The following is an 18195-nucleotide window of genomic DNA, read 5'->3' as shown; positions in this document are numbered from 1 at the left end:
TCCTTGAAATTCATGCAGCGACGTGAGCGGCGGTTTCGCCGACCAGCGTCCCGAAAACCGATGCGCCCTGCTCGGCCGGTGCGGCCGCCGCGCGGAACACGCCGAACAGTTCGCGCCCGAAACCCGTTTCGTTGTCGGCCTGGTGCAGCGGCTGCGCGACCGGGCGCACTTGCCATTCGGCGTCGTCGATCTCGATGTCGAGGACGCCGGCTTCCGCGTCGATCACGAGCGTGTCGCCGGTCTTCACCTTGCCGAGCGGGCCGGCGAGCAGCGCTTCCGGCGACACGTGAATCACCGCCGGCACCTTGCCCGACGCCCCCGACATGCGGCCGTCGGTGACGAGCGCGACATGGAAGCCCTGATCCTGCAGCACGCCGAGCAGCGGCGTCAAACGATGCAGCTCGGGCATCCCGTTCGCACGCGCGCCCTGGAACCGCACGACGGCGACGAAATCGCGCTTGAGCTCGCCGCGATCGAACGCCGCCTGCACGGCCTCCTGCGAATCGAACACGATCGCGGGCGCCTTCACCTTGCGATGCTCGGGCGCGACCGCCGAAATCTTGATCACGCCGCGGCCGAGCCGGCCCTGCATCAGGCGCAGGCCGCCGTCCGGCTGGAACGGCTCGCGAATGCTGCGCAGCACCTTCGTGTCGTGGCTCTCGGCGGTGCCGTCGACCCACGTCAGCTTGCCGTCGATCAGCTTCGGCTCCTGCGTGTAGTGCGACAGGCCCTTGCCGGCGACCGTCGTCACGTCTTCGTGCAGCAGACCGCCTTCGAGCAGGTTGCGCACCAGGAACGCGACGCCGCCGGCCGCGTGGAAATGGTTTACGTCGGCCTTGCCGTTCGGATAGATCTTCGCGAGCAGCGGCACGACCGCCGACAGCTCGTCGAAATCGTTCCAGTCGATCAGGATGCCGGCCGCGCGCGCGATCGCGACGAGGTGCAGCGTGTGGTTGGTCGAGCCGCCGGTCGCGAGCAGCGCGACGATCCCGTTGACGATCGCCTTCTCGTCGATCACGTGGCCGATCGGCGTGTACTGGCCGCGCTCGACCGTCAGGTCGAGCACGCGGCGCGCGGCCTGCGCGGTCAGCGCATCGCGCAGCGGCGTGTGCGGGTGAACGAAGGCCGAGCCCGGCAGGTGCAGGCCCATCAGCTCCATCAGCATCTGGTTGCTGTTCGCGGTGCCGTAGAACGTGCAGGTGCCGTGACCGTGATACGCGGCCGATTCGGCTTCGAGCAGCGCGTCGCGGCCGACCTGGCCGGTCGCGAACTGCTGGCGGATCTTCGCCTTGTCGTCGTTCGACAGGCCGCTCGTCATCGGGCCGGCCGGCACGAAGATGGTCGGCAGGTGGCCGAACTGCAGCGCGCCGATCAGCAGGCCCGGCACGATCTTGTCGCAGATGCCGAGACACAGCGCGGCATCGAACATGTTGTGCGTCAGCGCGATCGCGGTGCCCATCGCGATCGCCTCGCGCGAGAACAGCGACAGCTCCATCCCGGCGTTGCCCTGCGTGATGCCGTCGCACATCGCCGGCACGCCGCCCGCGAATTGCGCGACGCCGCCGTTCTCGCGCGCGGCGGCCTTGATGATGTCGGGGAAATCCTTGTACGGCGCGTGCGCGGACAGCATCTCGTTGTACGAGGACACGATGCCGATGTTGGGCTCGCGGATCGCCTTGATCTGGAACTTGTCGCTGCCTTCGAGCCCGGCGAAGCCGTGCGCCAGGTTCGCGCACGACAGCGCGCCGCGCGCCGGGAACTTGCCTTGCGCGCGGTCGATGCGCTGCAGATAGGCCGAACGGGTCGATTGGCTGCGGGCGATCACGCGATCGGTGACTTTCGCCAGGGTGGGATGCAGCGACGTCATGCTGGGCGCTCCTGTATGCCGGACGACACCGGCGGTTGGAATCGTGGGGACGATCGAGTTGCGTCGAACGAACGAAGGAAGTCTAGTAGAAAAACTACACGCATGCAATGCACATGATCCTGCGCGCAACCGCCATTCCCAATACCAGCAAGGCATGACTCAGTGAAAACCCTAATTCTCACTGAGCACGGCCCCGCAAAACCCCACTCCACCACCTAGCATTTTCATGTAGATTTTCTACAATTCGATTGCGATACACTCCGTCATCCGAACCCGATTCCCTTTCCGCCGTCCCATGCTGCCTCGCATCGAAGCGATCCGCCCCGAGTTGCGCCCGTCCGAGCGCAAGCTCGCCGACTACATCCTCGCCGCGCCGCGCGAGGTGCTCGACCTCGCGATGACCGAGCTGTCGACCCGCGCGGGCGTCAGCCAGCCGACCATTGCGCGCTTCTGTCAGGCGCTCGGCTGCAGCGGCTTTCGCGAATTCAAGATCCGGCTCGCGCAGAGCGTCGCGCCCGGCGTGTCGTCGGTGTACCGCGACGTCGAGCCCGACGAGCCCGCGCCCGGCATCATCGGCAAGGTGTTCGACCGCACGATCGGCGCGCTGATCGAAGTACGCAACAGCCTGTCGGCCGGCAGCGTCGCCGACGCGATCGCGCTGCTGTCGCACGCGTCGCGCATCGAGTTCTACGGCGCGGGCGGCTCGGGCATCGCCGCGCAGGACATCCAGCACAAGTTCTTCCGGCTCGGCGTGCCGAGCGTCGCGTATTCCGACCCGCATACGTTCTCGATGTCGTCGGCGCTTCTCGGGCCGCACGACGTCGTGGTCGCGATCTCGAACACCGGCCGCACGCGCGACATCGTCGACGCCGCGCGCTCGGCGCTCGCGTGCGGCGCTAAGGTCGTCGCGATCACGCAAAGCCATTCGCCGCTCGCGAAACTGGCGACGGTGAGCCTCGCGTCGAACGTCGCCGAGGAAACCGACGTGTTCTCGCCGATGACGTCGCGCATGTCGCATCTCGCGATCGGCGACATCCTGGCGGTCGGCGTCGCGCTGTCGCGCGGGCCGGCGCTGATGGAGCGCGTCGGCCGCGCGAAGGAGGCGATCACGCGCCGCCGGATCGACGATCCGGCAAAGGACTAGCGCGCGACGCCACAGCAAAAACGGCGCCCCATCGGAGCGCCGTTGCAGGTCGATAGCCACGGTTGGCCCGCGGCGCGTGCCGCTCGCTCAGAACGGCTTGATCACGACCAGCGCGACCGCGATCAGCATGCCGAGCACCGGCAGCTCGTTGAACACGCGATACCACTTGTCGGTGCGGCGGTTCTCGCCGCGCTCGAACACCTTCAGCAGATGCCCGCAATACGCGTGGTAGATCACGAGCAGCAGCACCACCGTGACCTTCGCATGAATCCACCCCTGCCCCTGGCCGATGCCGATCACGAGCCAGAGCCACAGCCCGCAAGCGAGCGCCGGCACGGCGATCAGCGTCATGAAGCGGAACAGCTTGCGCGCCATCAGCAGCAGGCGCCGCACCGCGGCCGGATCGGTTTCCATGGCCAGGTTCACGTAGATGCGCGGCAGGTAGAACAAGCCGGCGAACCACGCGGCGATCAGTACGATATGGAAGGTCTTGACCCAGAGCATTGCCATCTACTACTCCTCAAACGTGCGAAATATCGCAATAACATCTGCCTCGAATGCACTGAAAGACTGTAACGGACGTAGATGTGTAAAGTCCGGAGTAAGTTCTGACACTCTACTTCGACATTGCCCCTCGTTAATCGCGCGACGCGTTGATCGATTGGATGCCTTACGCAATATTCGAAATAGCTCTTCCTTTGGATCAGGAAGACACTCCCACCGATTCGGATGCGGTATATCCAAAGAGATATTTCCGTTTGGGTTTTCCGCAGATCGCCGGAGAGCCGCCTCGTTCCCAAACAACCAAGCCTCCGTCATCCGTACTGGGATTACTGGAATCCAACGATCCGTCAAATCTGCAAGCTCCTCCATCAATTGGCGGCGCCTCAGATCATAACCATCGCGCTCGGCGTCGCGATGCACAAACAGCACATCGTAATCGTAAAGCACCTTCGCTTTTGCGACCCGAGCTCTCAGCCCCTCAGAAACTGGAGGCAAACCATTCCTTGCAAACTCTCCCACCGTCGTCAGCTCAGGGAAGTTTTGATCGATAACCCAGCGGATAATTGGAAGGAGAACCGCATCCGAACTCCCATCCCCGAGAAGAGTATAACGAATGAAATTCACACACCACCCGCCTACGAAGAAAATAGTTGCAACTGTTCACGCAACAATGCACCAACTGTCGATGGGCGCTGACTCGGTTCAATATCCCCCTTGTTGAGATAATCGAGAAGCGTACTCAATGATGTTGTTTTTTGATCGGGCATTTTTTCTGCGCGCCACGTTTTGGCTAAAAAACCAAACGTACTGAATGTAGCGCCCTTTCGTCGATACTGCTGACAGACAACGAGGTCATCAACCCGAAGCTCCTCTACTACCAACGGGGAATGGGTGTTGATAATTACCTGGCGCAATGGATTTTGCTCGCCCACAGGCATGTGCGGATTAACTGCCATGTCGCGCAACAACTGTGTCATCGCGCGAACTCTGGACGGATGAATTCCATTTTCTGGCTCTTCCAAGCAGATTACTCCACCGGCCATCGGGTCCGCATGAATAATGGCCAATGCGAGGAATCTTAACGTACCGTCTGAAAGCGCTTTTGCCGGATATCTGATCCCATCTTGATTTGTCAAATACAATGTTTTCAGCTCACGTCTGTCGTCCACTTCGACGGAAAGTTCGGCGACCCCAGGAATCAGCTCTGACAATCGATTTGCGACTTCAGCGTCCTTATCAAGTGATTTGAGTGTGGCGGGCATATGGGCGCCGGACGGAGCCACATGGATATCTGAGGGAGTAGAAAAATCGTCGGGCTGCCTTAGCGCGGATGGTTCAAGCTGCAACAACGCCCACGACTGCATCTCGCGACGGGCAGCCAACGCAGTAGGTCTATCGATCGTATTGATACCGCTTAGGGCGGTCCGCTCCATTCCGAATGCGGGGATACTTTCCGGCCGCCCTCTGCTCGTCCCTGAGTCTTGATGGATCTTGACCGTTACCTGACCGTCAGCAGACTTCTCCGTAGAAATAAAATTCGAAGTCTTCGTTCCGCCTTTTACCGACTCCCAAAAATTATCGCCATGCGGGAACAGGTTGCGGCGGAAATCGCGCTTGGGAACATATTCGAGCACTTCATCAAGCAATTGAATGCGCTCACTCCCGGACACCTCATCCAGTTTGTAACCAAGCTCAATACGGTACCTCAAGAGCGTAACATTGGGCGCTCCGTGGCGGCCAAAGTCATCGACAACGGCGCTCGAAGCAAGGAATTCGGCTTCGATCTCAAGCGTATCTGCGCTTCCATCCCTGTACCTCGTAAATATCGCCCCGACGGATCCGAAACGCTTACCCTCCCGATCTCTCACCCTGTTCGCCGCAGCGATAATCGGCATATCCGCGAGATCGCGCAAAAACACAATCGCATCAAAGAGATTCGACTTTCCCGCGCCGTTGGCCCCAGCAATGCAGGTGAACGGGCCAAAGTCTACGGTAACGTCGTCCAAGCTTTTGAACCCTTTGACCCGAAGCCTTGTGAGCATGCGAACTCCTCTTGCGTAAGCTTACTGACGGCCTTCGCCGTGCCCGAGCACGACGTACTTCAGCGACGTCAGCCCTTCCAGGCCGACGGGGCCGCGTGCGTGCAGCTTGTCGTTCGAAATGCCGATTTCCGCGCCGAGGCCGAACTCGAAGCCGTCGGCGAAGCGGGTCGACGCGTTCACCATCACGCTCGCCGAATCGACTTCGCGCAGGAAGCGCATCGCGCGATCGTGATCCTCGGTGACGATCGCATCGGTGTGGTGCGACCCATAGTGATTGATGTGCTCGATCGCCGCGTCGAGCCCGTCGACGACCTTGATCGCGAGCACCGGCGCCAGATATTCGGTGTGCCAGTCCGCGTCGGTCGCGTCGACCAGCGGGCCGACGCCCGCATCGGCGAGCACCGCGCGCGCGGCCGCATCGACGCGCAGCTCGACCTGCTTGTCGCGATACAGCTTGCCGAGCGGCGGCAGCAGCGCGGCCGCGATGCCGCTCGACACGAGCAGCGTCTCCATCGTGTTGCAGGTGCCGTAGCGGTGCGTCTTCGCGTTGTCGCACACGGTGAGCGCCTTCGCGAGATCGGCGCGATCGTCGACATACACGTGGCAGATGCCGTCGAGGTGCTTGATCATCGGCACGCGCGCCTCGTTGATCAGGCGCTCGATCAGGCTCTTGCCGCCGCGCGGCACGATCACGTCGACGTATTCGGTCATCGTGATCAGCTTGCCGACCGCCGCGCGATCGGCGGTGGCGACCACCTGCACCGCGTCCTGCGGCAGCCCGGCCGCCTCGAGCCCCTCGCCGATCAGCTTCGCGAGCGCCGCGTTCGATTCGAGCGCCTCGGAGCCGCCGCGCAGGATCGTCGCATTGCCCGACTTCAGGCACAGCGCGGCCGCGTCGATCGTCACGTTCGGCCGCGACTCGTAGATGATCCCGATCACGCCGAGCGGCACGCGCATCTGGCCGACCTGGATCCCGCTCGGGCGGTACTTGAGATTGCTGATCTCGCCGATCGGATCGGCGAGCGACGCGACCTGGCGCAGCCCTTCGACCATCGTCTTCAATGCCTTGTCCGACAGCGTCAGGCGGTCGATGAACGCCGCGTCGAGCCCCTTGTCGCGGGCACGCGCGACGTCGCGCGCGTTCGCTTCCTTCAGCGCCGAGGCGTCGCGCTCGATCGCGCGCGCGACGGCGTCGAGCGCCGCGTTCTTCGCGGCCGTGCTGGCGCGCGCCATCGCGCGCGACGCGTGCCGGGCCCGGCGGCCCAGGTCCGTCATGTATTGGTCGATATCCATCGTGTGACTCGAGAAACGAGCCGCTTCGCGCGGCGTGAATTCGGGGGAAAGCGTCGGCGCGCGGACAACGCGGGCCGCGCGGCCTGTCGGAGCATTGTAAGCGGGTTGCAGAACGGACGCTGAGCGCGCCGGGCGGGCTTAACGCCGCACGCGACCCGCGGTCGGCGGTCGCTCGCCGCGCTCGCCCGCGACCGTCATCGCGAGCTGGAACAGGCCGTCCCACGGGTCGGGCGGCGGATCGTCGTGCGTGCGGCGGCCGGGCGTGACGGCCGACAGCCCCTTCACCTGCCGGTCGAGCTTCGCGGCGAACGCGAGCGCCTTCTCGAGCATGGCTTCCGACACGCGGTTCAGCGCCGGGGCGATCAGCCGCTCGCGCGGCCCCCACACTCGGTTCTCGCGCAGCAGCGTCGCGAGCGGCTTGCCGGCGCTCGCGCCGCGCTTGATCCGCAACAGCGTGCGCAGTTCCTCGACGACGGCCCACATCACCAGCACGATCGCCTCGCCCTCGCCTTTCAAGCCGTCGATCATCCGCGCGAGCCGCGCGGCATCGCCGGCGAGCATCGCCTCGTTCAGCTTGAACACGTCGTAGCGCGCGACGTTCAGCACCGCGTCGTGCACCTGCTCGAACGCCAGCACGCCTTGCGGATACAGCAGCCCGAGCTTCTGGATTTCCTGATGCGCGGCGAGCAGGTTGCCCTCGACGCGCTCCGCGATGAACTGCAGCGCGCGGCGGCCGTCTTCGCCGGGCGCGACGCGCTGGCCCTGCATCGACAGGCGCTGGCCGATCCAGTTCGGCAGCTGCGCACGGTCGACCGGATCGATCTTCAGCGCGACGCCGCCATTCTGCAGCGCGGTGAACCAGGCGGACTTCTGCGTGGCCGCGTCGAGGCGCGGCAACGTGACGAGCATCAGCGCGTCCGGATTGGGCGTCGCCGCGAGCGTCTTCAGCGCGTCGGCGCCTTCCTTGCCCGGCTTGCCCGACGGAATACGCAGCTCGATCAGCTGGCGCTCGCCGAACAGCGACATCGCCTGGGTCGCGCCGAGCAGCACGCTCCAGTCGAAGCCGCGCTCGACCGTATGCACCGAGCGCTCGGTGAAGCCGGCCGCGCGCGCGGCCGCACGAATGCGGTCGCACGCTTCCTGCGCGAGCAGCGGCTCGTCGCCGTAGACGGTGTAGAGCCCGGCCATCCCCTTCGCGAGGTGCGGCTCCAGCGCATCAAGTCGCAATTGCATCGGTGCGTGCGCGGCAGATCAGAGCGGCGGCGGCGGCAGCGGCGCGCGCGGCGCCACGCCCGGCACCACGTCTTCCGGCGCCGGCGTCAGCGAGTGGACGATCGCGAGACGCCGCATCAGCTGGTCGACCGCATCGTTCTGCATGTCGGCGTACAGGATGTCGGCTTCCTGGGCCTTCGCGTTCGTGTACTGATCGCTGTACGTCATCGCGCGGTTCAGCGCGATCGCGCTCGGCGGGATCAGCACGGTGCCGTCCTTGCTCGTCAGCGTGTAGTTCAGCGTGTAGAACAGCGCGTACTCCTGCGCCGAGCCGTACTTGTTCAGCGTCAGCGTGTTCTGGCCGCGCGACTCCCACATGCTCAGCACCGCGTCGGCGTCGTCCGGCGACTTGACGATCTTCGTGTCGCTGCCGGCCTCGACGAGGCGCACCAGGCGCGCCTGCACCGGCGCCGGCGCGCCGGCGATCAGCAGGTGCTTGAACGCGTAGTTCTGCTGGCCGCGCAACTGGAAACCGCATGCCGACAGCGCGAGCGCGCTGCCGGCGGCGAGCATCAAAAACGATCTGCGGATCACCTTCGCTCCTTCTGTGTGCACCCGACGGCCGGCGGCCGTCAGACGACGATGTTCACGAGCCGGCCCGGCACGACGACGATCTTCTTCGCCGGCTTGCCGTCGCTGAACTTCGCGAATGCTTCGTCGGCCACCGCCGCGGCTTCGATCGCGTCGCGCGTCGCATCCTTCGCGACCTTCAGCGCGCCGCGCACCTTGCCGTTCACCTGCAGCACGAGTTCGATCTCGGCCTGCTCGAGCGCGGCCTCGTCGACCTTCGGCCACGGTGCGTCGAGCAGCGGGCCGAATTCGTCCGCGTAGCCGAGCGCCTTCCACAGTTCGAACGTGACGTGCGGCACGACCGGGTACAGCACGCGCAGCAGCACGCCGTACGTCTCGCGCAGCACGCCGGGCGTCGCGCCCTTCGCGCCGTCGATCGCGTTCAGCATCTTCATCGCCGCCGACACGACCGTGTTGTACTGCAGGCGCTGGTAGTCGAAGTCGGCCTGCTTCAGCACGCTGTAGATTTCGCGGCGCAGCGCCTTGTCGGCGTCGCCCAGCGACGCTGCGTCGAAGCCCGCGCGCGCGGCGAGCGCCTCGCGGTTGCCGGCGCCGAAGCTCCACACGCGGCGCAGGAAGCGGCTCGCGCCCTCGACGCCCGCACCCGACCACTCGAGCTGCTGCTCGGGCGGCGCGGCGAACATCGTAAAGAGGCGCGCGGTGTCGGCGCCGTACTGGTCGATCAGCACCTGCGGATCGACGCCGTTGTTCTTCGACTTCGACATCTTCTCGATGCCGCCGAGCACCACCGGCTGGCCGTCGGCGTTCAGCGTGGCGCCCACCGGGCGGCCCTTGTCGTCGTGCGTGACCGTCACGTCGGCCGGGTTGTACCAGGTCTTCTTGCCGGTCGCGTCTTCGCGATAGTACGTCTCGTTGAGCACCATCCCCTGCGTGAGCAGGTTCTTGGCCGGCTCGCCGAACTTCACGAGGCCGAGGTCGCGCATCACCTTGGTCCAGAAGCGCGAATACAGCAGGTGCAGGATCGCGTGTTCGATGCCGCCGATGTACTGATCCATCGGCATCCAGTAATCGGTGCGCGCGTCGACCATCGTGTCGGCGTCCGGCGCGGTGTAGCGCGAGAAGTACCACGACGAATCGACGAAGGTGTCCATCGTGTCGGTTTCGCGCTTCGCGGCCGCGCCGCACTTCGGGCACGTGCAGTTCAGGAACGCCTCGGACTTCGCGAGCGGGTTGCCCGTGCCGTCCGGCACGAGGTCTTCCGGCAGCACGACCGGCAGATCCTGCTCGGGCACCGGCACGTCGCCGCACGACGGGCAGTGGATGATCGGAATCGGCGTGCCCCAGTAGCGCTGGCGCGACACGCCCCAGTCGCGCAGGCGCCAGGTCACCTGCTTGTCGCCGAAGCCGCCGGCCTTCAGGTCGGCCGCGACCGCGTCGACTGCTTCCGTGTAGCGCAGGCCGTCGTACTTGCCGCTGTTCACGCAGACCGCGGCGTCCTTGTCGCCGTACCACTCCTGCCATGCGTCCAGCGAGTACGTCTGCCCTTCGGCGGCGATCACCTGCTTGATCGGCAGCCCGTATTTCTTCGCGAACGCGAAATCGCGCTCGTCGTGGCCCGGCACGCCCATCACCGCGCCTTCGCCATAGCTCATCAGCACGTAGTTGCCGATCCAGACCTCGACCGCCTCGCCGGTCAGCGGGTGCGTGACCGAGAAGCCCGTCGCGATGCCCTTCTTCTCCATCGTCGCGACGTCGGCTTCGGCGACGCCGCCGCGCTTGCATTCGTCGATGAACGCCTGCAGCTCGGGCTTGCCCTGCGCGAGGCGCGTCGCGAGCGGATGCTCGGCCGCGATCGCGCAGAACGTGACGCCCATGATCGTGTCGGCGCGCGTCGTGAACACGCGCAGCAGCGCCTTCTCGCCGTCGAGCTCGTACGGGAACCCGAAGTTCACGCCGAAGCTCTTGCCGATCCAGTTCTGCTGCATGATCTTCACGCGCTCGGGCCAGCCGAGGCCGTCGAGATCGTTCAGCAGCTCATCCGCGTATTGCGTGATGCGCAGGTAGTACATCGGGATTTCGCGCTTCTCGACGAGCGCGCCCGAGCGCCAGCCGCGGCCGTCGATCACCTGCTCGTTCGCGAGCACGGTCTGGTCGACCGGGTCCCAGTTCACGGTGCCCGTCTTCTTGTACGCGATGCCCTTCTCGAGCATCTTCAGGAACAGCCACTGGTTCCACTTGTAGTAGTCGGGCTTGCACGTCGCGATCTCGCGCGACCAGTCGATCGCGAGGCCCATCGACTGCATCTGCCCCTTCATGTAGTCGATGTTGTCGTAGGTCCACTTCGCGGGCGGCACGCCGTTGGCCATCGCGGCGTTCTCGGCCGGCATCCCGAACGCGTCCCAGCCCATCGGCATCAGCGTGTTGTAGCCGTTCATCCGCAGATAGCGGTACATCACGTCGTTGATCGTGTAGTTGCGCACGTGACCCATGTGCAGCTTGCCGGACGGATACGGCAGCATCGACACGCAGTAGAACTTCGGCTTCTGCGAATCTTCCTTCGTCTTGTAGGCATCGGCTGCGCGCCAGTCGCCCTGGGCGGCGGCTTCGACGTCGGCGGGTACGTATCTCTCGTGCATGGTGTGGTTCGGACTAGGCTTTAAGCGGCGCGCGATTCAGGCGGGCACGCGGAAGTGGACGAAATCGGGCAGCCCGGCGGCGGCGGCAGGCACACGGGTCGCGGGCCTGCATCGTGGTTGCCGGATCTTCGCCGGGTAACCCGGCGGTGCTCCGGGTTACCCGGCGAAACCCTGCCGACCGGGCGGAAACGACGATTATACCGTCCGTGACGGCCGGTACGGCCGGTGTCGCGGGCCGGCATGCATTCTTGTGCGGAGCGCGTGCATGCGACGCACGCCGCTCAGGGTTTGGCGCCCGCCGGCGGCAGGTCGGTGACGAAGCCGATCCGCGTCAGGCCCGCGGCCTGCGCGGCGCCCATCACCTGCGCGATCACGTCATAGCGGGTCGCGCGCGACGCGCGCAGCCGCAACTCGGGCGGCGCGGCGGTGGCCGCCGCCGCCCGCAGGCGCGCGGGCAGCGCGTCGAGCGTGACGGGCGTGTCGTCCCAGTAGAGCTTGCCGGCGTCGTCGATCGACAACGTGACCGACTGCGGCGTATCGCGCGCGACGCCGGCCGCGACCTTCGGCAGGTCGAGCCGGATCGCGTGCGTCATCAGCGGCGCGGTGATGATGAAGATGACGAGCAGCACGAGCATCACGTCGATCAGCGGCGTCATGTTGATCTCCGCCATCGGCGCGGACGTCTTGTGGTGCTCCAGCCCGCCGAATGCCATGGTCGTTCCTCCGGGCCGCGGGTTATGCGGGTTGGGCGGGTTGGGCCGGCTGCACGGGTTGCGCGCACACGAACACGTGCAGGTCGCGCGCGAAGCCGTCGAGTTCCTCGGTGAGCTGGCGCACCAGCCGCCCGAGGATGTTGTACGCGAGCACCGCGGGGATCGCGACGACGAGCCCGAACGCGGTCATGATCAGCGCCTCGCCGACCGGCCCCGCGACGTTCTCGATCTGCGCCTGCCCGCTCACGGCGATGCTGCCGAGCGCATGGTAGATGCCCCACACGGTGCCGAGCAGCCCGACGAACGGCGCGGTGCTGCCGATCGACGCGAGCAGCACCTGGCCGAACTCGAGGCGCCGCTGCGAGCGCAGCATCGCGTGACGCAGCGCGCGCAACACGCGTTCGCCGCGCTCGACGCGCGCGGCCAGCGCGGCGGGATCGTGTTCGTCGGCCGCATCGCGCGCGGCTTCGGCGAGCGGCACGAACACGCGCTCGCGATCGGCGCCGGCGAGCGCGGCGATGCCCGCGTCGAGCGACGCCGCCCGCCAAAACGCGGCGAGCGCGCGCGGCCCCTGCCGCTTCGCGCGGACCAGCAGCCACGATTTGACGAGCAGGAAGCACCAGCTGGCGACGGACATCGCCAGCAGCACGTAGGCGACGGCGTGCGTGATCGCATCGCCGCTTTCGAGGTAGTGGACAACGCCGGTGGGAATCGCCATCGGAGTTTCCCCGTGAGGATCAGCGCAGGCCGAGCACGTCCTGCATGTCGAACAGGCCGGCGCCGCGCGCCGACAGGAAGCGGACCGCACGCAGCGCGCCCTGCGCGTACGACACGCGGCTCGACGACTTGTGCGTGATTTCGATCCGTTCGCCGATGCCGGCGAACAATACGGTGTGATCGCCGACGATGTCGCCGCCGCGCACCGCCGCGAAACCGATCGACGACGGATCGCGTTCGCCGGTCACGCCGTGGCGGCCGTACACCGCGCAGTCGTCGAGCGAGCGGCCGAGCGCGCCGGCCACCGCCTCGCCCATCATCAGCGCGGTGCCCGACGGCGCGTCGACCTTGTGACGGTGGTGCGCCTCGATGATCTCGATGTCGTAGCCGTGCGAGAAGTGCTGCGCCGCGAATTCGAGCAGCTTCAGCGTGACGTTCACGCCGACGCTCATGTTCGCCGCGAACACGATGCCGAGCTTCGCCGCCGCAGCCTGCAGCTGCGCCTTCTGCTCGGCCGTGAAGCCGGTCGTGCCGATCACGAGCTTCACGTCGTGGCGTAGCGCGGCCTCGATGTGGGCGATCGTGCCCTCGGGGCGCGTGAAGTCGATCAGGTAATCGGCCTGCGCGAACACCGCGTCGAGATCGTCGGTCAGCTTGATGCCGGTGTCCTTGCCGACGAACGCGCCCGCGTCCTGGCCGAGAAACGGCGACCCGGCGCGGTCGAGTGCGCCGACGAGCTGCGCGTCGGCATCGTTGAGAACGGCTTCGATCAGCATCCGGCCCATACGGCCCGATGCACCGGCAATCGCAATCTTCATGGCTTTCTACACGACAGGTCTAAAGGCGGGCGGCGCCTGCCGCCCCCGATTCCGCACGCGGGCCGCTTACTGGGCCGGCGCGGTGAGCGGCTGGTTCTGCAGGTTGTCCGCGCCCTGCGGGCCGACCGGCGGCGACGCGTCGTTCGACACGTTCGGCTGCGGCGGACGATGGAACTGGAACTGCGGCTGGATCGCCGGCGCCGCGCCCGGCGGCTGGCCGCCCGGCACCGGCGCGCCGCCCGAGGCCTGCGCGGCCGGCGTGAAGCGACGGGCCGTCGCGCCCTGCCCCGACACCTGGTTGGTCGCGCGGTTCGCCGCGCGTGCGGCCTGCGCGTTCGCATCCTGGTCGAGCGCGGCGGCGGACGCCGGCTCGGCGGCCGGGCTCGCGGCAGCGCTCGCCTGCGCGGCGCTGGCGGCGGCAGCAGCGGCGGCGGCTTCGGACGCCTTCTTCGCCGCGGCAGCGGCCTTCGCCTTCTTGCCGCCGCGATCGCCGTCGATATCGGCGAGCAGGTCGAGCTCGGACGGCAGGTTATCCGCACCCGTCCAGCTGGCGAGGCGGTCGCCCGCGAACGTCAGCACGAGGTCGCGCTGCTGGACCACGGAGGTCGAGCCGCGCTTGAAGTAAAAGAGGTAATCCCAGCGATCGGCGTGGAACATGTCCGACAGCAGCGGCGTGCCGAGCAGCGCGCGAACCTGTTCGCGCGTCATGCCGGCCTGCAGTTGAGCGGCCTTCTCCTGCGACACGAAGTTGCCCTGCACAACCGTGATCCGATAGGGCGTGATGCTCTGCGCGATGCGCTGCGTCACGCTGTCGTACGACGAACAACCCGCCAGCGCGGCAACGGCGGCGGCAGCGATGATGGCACTCCGCATGCGACTCCTCTGAAAGTGCGAAAGAGATTCCGGGAACATTTCCGTCACCGAGCTGGCCCGCCCCGCGGGCCGCGCGTGTTTCTGGAACGGCCAAAAGCCGGTAACATTGAAGCCCTGCATTGTACTCTAGGGATGCCTAGCCATGACCAATCCGACCGATCTCAAGAATATCGGGCTAAAGGCCACCCTACCGCGCCTCAAGATTCTCGAGATCTTCCAGCAAAGCCCGGTGCGTCACCTGACGGCCGAAGACGTCTACCGCAACCTGCTCAACGAGCAGCTGGACATCGGACTCGCCACCGTTTACCGCGTGCTGACGCAGTTCGAGCAGGCCGGCCTGCTGTCGCGCAGCAACTTCGAATCGGGCAAGGCCGTGTTCGAGCTCAATGAAGGCTCCCACCACGATCACCTCGTGTGCCTCGATTGCGGCCGCGTCGAGGAATTCTTCGATGCCGAGATCGAAAGCCGCCAGCAGACGATCGCGAAGGAACGCGGCTTCCATCTGCAGGAGCATTCGCTCGCGATGTACGGCTCCTGCACGACGGAGAACTGCCCGCACCGCAAGCACTGAGACCGAGCGCTCGTCCGCGCATGCGCGACGGCCCGGCCGGCATCCCGCCGCCCGGGCCGTGTCGTTTTTGGCGTCGCCGCCGGCCGGCGCCGCGTCAGGCCGCGCCCGCGCTCGCCGGGCCGAGCCCGAGTTCGAGAACCCACGGGTCGGCCAGCGCGATCTCGTCGCAGTTCGGCTGGGGGCCGCCGCGGTCGACGATCACGAAGTCACTGACCGCGTCGAGCGCGAGCAGCGGATGGTGCCAGACACCTTTTGCGTAGTTCACGCCCTGCCAGCCCTCGGCGACGAACGCGCGCATCGCGTCGGGCCGGAATTCGCCGGCCGGCGCGACGACGATCGCATAGCGCGCGACCGCGGCGAGCGGGATGAATGCCTGGCTGCCGTGCGGATGGCGCTCCATCAGCGTCAGCGCGACGGGCAGCGCGCGCGGCTGCGCGCGAAACACGCTGACGAGCGGCCGGCCGCCGTCCGCGCAGACGTCGATGGTCGCGAGATCGTGGAAGCGCTCGGTCGTACCGCCGTTGATCGGGAAGTGCCGCGCGCCTTCGAGCGCGATCACGTCGCCGAACGGCGCGAACGCGTCGCGGGTCAGGGGCTGCGCGCGCAGGATGCGGGGTCCGCTCATGCCGATGCCCTCCGTCAGGCCGGTTCGCCCCACAGACGCAGCCGCGACACGCCGCCGTCCGGGAAGATGTTGAAGCGCACGTGCGTGACGGGGCCGAGCGCCGCCAGCTGGTCGAACGTGTGCACGCGGTCCATCTGGAGCTTCTGCTCGCCGAGCAGTTCGGCCCAGAACATCGCCTGCGTGACGAGCGAATCGTCGGTGCCGCCCGCGACGCGCGCCGCCTGCAGCGAACAGCGGTCCGGGAAGTTGCCTTTGAAGAATGCCGTATCGACGTCGACGCGCCGGATGACGCCCGGCCGCGCGAGCGCGACGATCGCCCAGTCGTTGCCGGGCTCGCGGCGGCGCCGCGTTTCCCAGCCGTCGCCCATGTTCGCGCCGCGCCCCGGCATCAGCATCTGCGACGCCGCACCGAAGTGCTGGTTGTTCGCCGCCACCAGGTAGCCGCCGTTCTCGATCGCGGCCAGATCGACGAGTTCGCCGGCCGCCACGTCGTGCCAGTCGCGCTGCGGCTGACCGTACACGCGCAGCCGCGCGAGGCCGCCGTCCGGATACAGGTTCACGCGCAGATGCGTGACCGGCTGCGCGTCGCTCACGCTCACGTAGTGGTGCGCGTTGCCCTGCAGCGTCGTCGCGGGGACGATCGTGCGCCATGCGGCGTCGTCGGGCGGCGTGTCGCCGTCGACGCTGCACGCGTCGATCGACGCGGCCGGCGGAAAGTTGCCGGTGAAGTGGCTGGTGTCCAGATCGACGCCGTGGACCACGCCCGGCCGCGCGAGCCGGATCACGCAGAAATCGTGGCCGGTCGTGCGCTTGCGGCGCGTTTCCCAGCCGTCCATCCACTTGCCGTGGTCGTCGTACTTGCCCGGAATGAACACGGCCGGCTCGGGGTTCAGCATGCGCTCCTTCGGCGCGAAGAACTCGTCGCTGGCGAACAGCGCCTGCGCGCCGAGACGCGGATCGGCGAGGTTCATGTAGCGGCGCGTGAACGCCGGCGCATTCGGATCGAGGATGGGGGCTGCCATGTCGTCTCCACTATCTTGATTTTGGCGGCGGCCGGCGGATCGTCACGCCGGCCGCGGGCAAGGAATTCGCGCGCCGCGGCCGGGGAAGCCGCGACGCGCGCGTGGGGCTCAGAGCGCGTGCGCCTGATCGCCGGCCACCGGTGCGGCGGCGCCCTGCTCGTCCGCCGGCACGTAGCACAGCTCGCGGTTCAGCACGCGCTTGGCGCGCACGCGGTCGATGTCGTTCTCCCAGACCGCAACGACGACCGTCGCGACGCAGTTGCCGATCAGGTTGGTCACGGCGCGCGCGATGCCGACGAACCAGTCGACCGGCAGGATCAGCACGAGGCCGAGCACGGGAATCGCGGGAATCGCCGACAGCGTCGCCGCGAGGATCACGATCGCCGAGCCCGGAATCCCGTGCGCGCCCTTCGACGTGACGAGCGACACGAGCAGCACGACGATCAGGTCGTGCGTCGACAGCGGCGTGTTGGTGGCCTGCGCGATGAACAGCACGGCGAGCGTCAGGTAGATCGAGAAGCCGTCGAGATTGAACGAATAGCCGGTCGGGATCACGAGGCCGACGGTCGAATCCTTGATGCCCATGTATTCGAGCTTGCTCATGACCTGCGGCAACACCGCGTCCGACGACGCCGTGCCGAGCACGATCGACAGCTCCTCGCGCAGGTAGCGGATCAGCTTGAACACCGAGAAGCCGGCGATGCGCATCACGATGCCCAGCACGACCGTGACGAACACGAAGCAGCTCAGGTAGAACACCGCGACGAGGTAGCCGAGCTGCTTGAGCGACGCGACGCCGTACTTGCCGGTCGTGAACGCGATCGCGCCGAGCACGCCGAGCGGCGCGAGCTTGATGATGAAGCCGATGATGCGGAAGAACACGTGCGACAGCTCGTCGATCAGGCCGTTCACCCGCTGCGCCTTGTCGCCGAGCAGCGACAGCGCCGAGCCGAACAGCACCGCGAACACCAGGATCTGCAGGATGTCGCCCTTCGCGAAGGCGTCGATCGCGGTCTCCGGGATGATCTTCATCAGGTAGCCGGCCGTGTCCTTCAGGCTTTCGGCGTTCTTCGCGTACGTCGACAGCGACGCCGCGTCGAGCGAGCGCAGGTCGATGTTCATCCCGACGCCCGGGCGCGTGAGCCAGGCGAGCACGAGGCCGATGCCGAGCGCGAGCGTCGTCATCACCTCGAAGTAGACGACCGCCTTCAGGCCGACCCGGCCGACCTTCTTCAGGTCGCCCGCGTTGGCCATCCCGCTGACCACGACGCAGAACACGATCGGGCCGATGACCATCTTGATGAGCTTCAGGAAACCGTCGCCGAGCGGCCGCAGCGACTCGGCGAAATGCGGGAAGAACGCACCGAGCGCCACCCCGAGAATCAATGCGATGACTACCCGGCCAAACAGCGAATTGAGGAATTTCGACACGGCGCTCTCCCGATCCAACGGTTGCAGTTTCGTCTGTTCATACTGGTATGACCAGTGCTGTTATGGTGGATAGTAGGAAGCCGATATAGTCGCGTCAAGGATGGACAAAATAGGGATTTCCCGCGCTTCGAGCCCG

Annotated in this window: 17 protein-coding genes; 2 read left to right on the top strand and 15 right to left on the bottom strand. The window is 66.6% G+C overall.

All coding sequences use genetic code 11. The annotated features are described in order from the left end of the window. Positions 1 to 10: 10 nt before the first annotated feature. Positions 11 to 1867: a phosphogluconate dehydratase gene (edd, locus tag MYA_RS02805; RefSeq protein WP_014722444.1), complete on the bottom strand. Its 1857-nt coding sequence runs from the start codon at positions 1865 to 1867 to the stop codon at positions 11 to 13. Between the two features lie 295 nt (positions 1868 to 2162). Between edd and MYA_RS02800 the strand changes: the two genes are divergently transcribed. Next, the gene (locus tag MYA_RS02800; RefSeq protein ID WP_011883266.1) at positions 2163 to 3011 is read left to right on the top strand and encodes a MurR/RpiR family transcriptional regulator; all 849 of its coding nucleotides are present in this window, start codon (positions 2163 to 2165) and stop codon (positions 3009 to 3011) included. 87 nt (positions 3012 to 3098) lie between these two features. Here the strand turns inward: MYA_RS02800 and MYA_RS02795 are convergent, their stop codons facing one another. The 11 genes from MYA_RS02795 to MYA_RS02755 all read right to left on the bottom strand — a co-directional run bounded on the left by MYA_RS02795 (position 3099) and on the right by MYA_RS02755 (position 14410). Further along, entirely contained in the window at positions 3099 to 3521 is a 423-nt protein-coding gene (locus MYA_RS02795; RefSeq protein WP_014722442.1) for a CopD family protein, read from the bottom strand. Between the two features lie 3 nt (positions 3522 to 3524). Then, positions 3525 to 4139, bottom strand: coding sequence for a hypothetical protein (locus MYA_RS30860; RefSeq protein WP_158333091.1), 615 nt, complete (start codon positions 4137 to 4139; stop codon positions 3525 to 3527). An 11-nt stretch (positions 4140 to 4150) separates the two neighbouring features. Continuing rightward, positions 4151 to 5557 carry an AAA family ATPase gene (locus tag MYA_RS29220; protein ID WP_081065121.1) on the bottom strand — a complete coding sequence of 469 codons (1407 nt, stop codon included), beginning with the start codon at positions 5555 to 5557 and terminating at the stop codon, positions 4151 to 4153. 21 nt (positions 5558 to 5578) lie between these two features. Next, positions 5579 to 6850, bottom strand: a complete 1272-nt coding sequence (locus tag MYA_RS02790) for a glutamate-5-semialdehyde dehydrogenase (RefSeq protein WP_011883264.1) — start codon at positions 6848 to 6850, stop codon at positions 5579 to 5581. 138 nt (positions 6851 to 6988) lie between these two features. Beyond that, on the bottom strand, positions 6989 to 8083 hold the full coding sequence (gene holA / locus MYA_RS02785) for a DNA polymerase III subunit delta (RefSeq protein ID WP_011883263.1): 1095 nt from the start codon (positions 8081 to 8083) through the stop codon (positions 6989 to 6991). Positions 8084 to 8101: 18 nt separating this feature from the next. Then, positions 8102 to 8656 (bottom strand): LPS-assembly lipoprotein LptE, encoded by a 555-nt coding sequence (locus tag MYA_RS02780; RefSeq protein WP_014722440.1) that lies wholly within the window; start codon positions 8654 to 8656, stop codon positions 8102 to 8104. A gap of 38 nt (positions 8657 to 8694) precedes the next feature. After that, positions 8695 to 11289 (bottom strand): leucine--tRNA ligase, encoded by a 2595-nt coding sequence (gene leuS / locus MYA_RS02775; RefSeq protein ID WP_014722439.1) that lies wholly within the window; start codon positions 11287 to 11289, stop codon positions 8695 to 8697. Between the two features lie 281 nt (positions 11290 to 11570). Beyond that, a complete protein-coding gene (locus MYA_RS02770) occupies positions 11571 to 12002 on the bottom strand; it encodes an ExbD/TolR family protein (RefSeq protein ID WP_014722438.1) in 432 nt (143 codons plus the stop codon). Between the two features lie 22 nt (positions 12003 to 12024). Beyond that, positions 12025 to 12720, bottom strand: a complete 696-nt coding sequence (locus MYA_RS02765) for a MotA/TolQ/ExbB proton channel family protein (protein WP_011883259.1) — start codon at positions 12718 to 12720, stop codon at positions 12025 to 12027. A 19-nt stretch (positions 12721 to 12739) separates the two neighbouring features. Further along, positions 12740 to 13537, bottom strand: a complete 798-nt coding sequence (gene dapB, locus MYA_RS02760; protein WP_011883258.1) for a 4-hydroxy-tetrahydrodipicolinate reductase — start codon at positions 13535 to 13537, stop codon at positions 12740 to 12742. Positions 13538 to 13603: 66 nt separating this feature from the next. Further along, complete coding sequence (locus MYA_RS02755; protein WP_014722437.1) at positions 13604 to 14410, bottom strand: outer membrane protein assembly factor BamE; 807 nt, start codon at positions 14408 to 14410, stop codon at positions 13604 to 13606. A gap of 142 nt (positions 14411 to 14552) precedes the next feature. Here MYA_RS02755 and fur point away from each other — a divergent pair, with 142 nt between their 5' ends. Next, complete coding sequence (gene fur / locus MYA_RS02750; protein WP_011883256.1) at positions 14553 to 14981, top strand: ferric iron uptake transcriptional regulator; 429 nt, start codon at positions 14553 to 14555, stop codon at positions 14979 to 14981. 94 nt (positions 14982 to 15075) lie between these two features. On the opposite strand, the gene MYA_RS02745 is transcribed toward fur, so the two are convergent. From MYA_RS02745 to MYA_RS02735, 3 genes are all read right to left on the bottom strand, one after another. Continuing rightward, entirely contained in the window at positions 15076 to 15606 is a 531-nt protein-coding gene (locus tag MYA_RS02745; RefSeq protein WP_011883255.1) for an ureidoglycolate lyase, read from the bottom strand. A gap of 14 nt (positions 15607 to 15620) precedes the next feature. Continuing rightward, entirely contained in the window at positions 15621 to 16628 is a 1008-nt protein-coding gene (gene alc / locus MYA_RS02740; protein WP_011883254.1) for an allantoicase, read from the bottom strand. Between the two features lie 108 nt (positions 16629 to 16736). Further along, positions 16737 to 18059 carry a C4-dicarboxylate transporter DctA gene (locus tag MYA_RS02735; protein WP_014722436.1) on the bottom strand — a complete coding sequence of 441 codons (1323 nt, stop codon included), beginning with the start codon at positions 18057 to 18059 and terminating at the stop codon, positions 16737 to 16739. Between the last annotated feature and the right edge of the window lie 136 nt (positions 18060 to 18195).

The sequence above is a fragment of the Burkholderia sp. KJ006 genome, from assembly GCF_000262695.1.
Taxonomy (GTDB): Bacteria; Pseudomonadota; Gammaproteobacteria; order Burkholderiales; family Burkholderiaceae; genus Burkholderia; species Burkholderia vietnamiensis.
The sequence above is the reverse complement of the archived record's forward strand: the minus strand, read 5'-3'. Positions and strand labels throughout refer to the sequence as shown.

Coding starts and splice junctions, on each gene's coding strand:
- edd (WP_014722444.1), bottom strand. CDS start 1,867: ATGACGTCGCTGCATCCCACCCTGGCGAAAGTCACCGATCGCGTGATC.
- MYA_RS02800 (WP_011883266.1), top strand. CDS start 2,163: ATGCTGCCTCGCATCGAAGCGATCCGCCCCGAGTTGCGCCCGTCCGAG.
- MYA_RS02795 (WP_014722442.1), bottom strand. CDS start 3,521: ATGGCAATGCTCTGGGTCAAGACCTTCCATATCGTACTGATCGCCGCG.
- MYA_RS29220 (WP_081065121.1), bottom strand. CDS start 5,557: ATGCTCACAAGGCTTCGGGTCAAAGGGTTCAAAAGCTTGGACGACGTT.
- MYA_RS02790 (WP_011883264.1), bottom strand. CDS start 6,850: ATGGATATCGACCAATACATGACGGACCTGGGCCGCCGGGCCCGGCAC.
- holA (WP_011883263.1), bottom strand. CDS start 8,083: ATGCAATTGCGACTTGATGCGCTGGAGCCGCACCTCGCGAAGGGGATG.
- leuS (WP_014722439.1), bottom strand. CDS start 11,289: ATGCACGAGAGATACGTACCCGCCGACGTCGAAGCCGCCGCCCAGGGC.
- MYA_RS02770 (WP_014722438.1), bottom strand. CDS start 12,002: ATGGCATTCGGCGGGCTGGAGCACCACAAGACGTCCGCGCCGATGGCG.
- MYA_RS02765 (WP_011883259.1), bottom strand. CDS start 12,720: ATGGCGATTCCCACCGGCGTTGTCCACTACCTCGAAAGCGGCGATGCG.
- dapB (WP_011883258.1), bottom strand. CDS start 13,537: ATGAAGATTGCGATTGCCGGTGCATCGGGCCGTATGGGCCGGATGCTG.
- MYA_RS02755 (WP_014722437.1), bottom strand. CDS start 14,410: ATGCGGAGTGCCATCATCGCTGCCGCCGCCGTTGCCGCGCTGGCGGGT.
- fur (WP_011883256.1), top strand. CDS start 14,553: ATGACCAATCCGACCGATCTCAAGAATATCGGGCTAAAGGCCACCCTA.
- MYA_RS02745 (WP_011883255.1), bottom strand. CDS start 15,606: ATGAGCGGACCCCGCATCCTGCGCGCGCAGCCCCTGACCCGCGACGCG.
- alc (WP_011883254.1), bottom strand. CDS start 16,628: ATGGCAGCCCCCATCCTCGATCCGAATGCGCCGGCGTTCACGCGCCGC.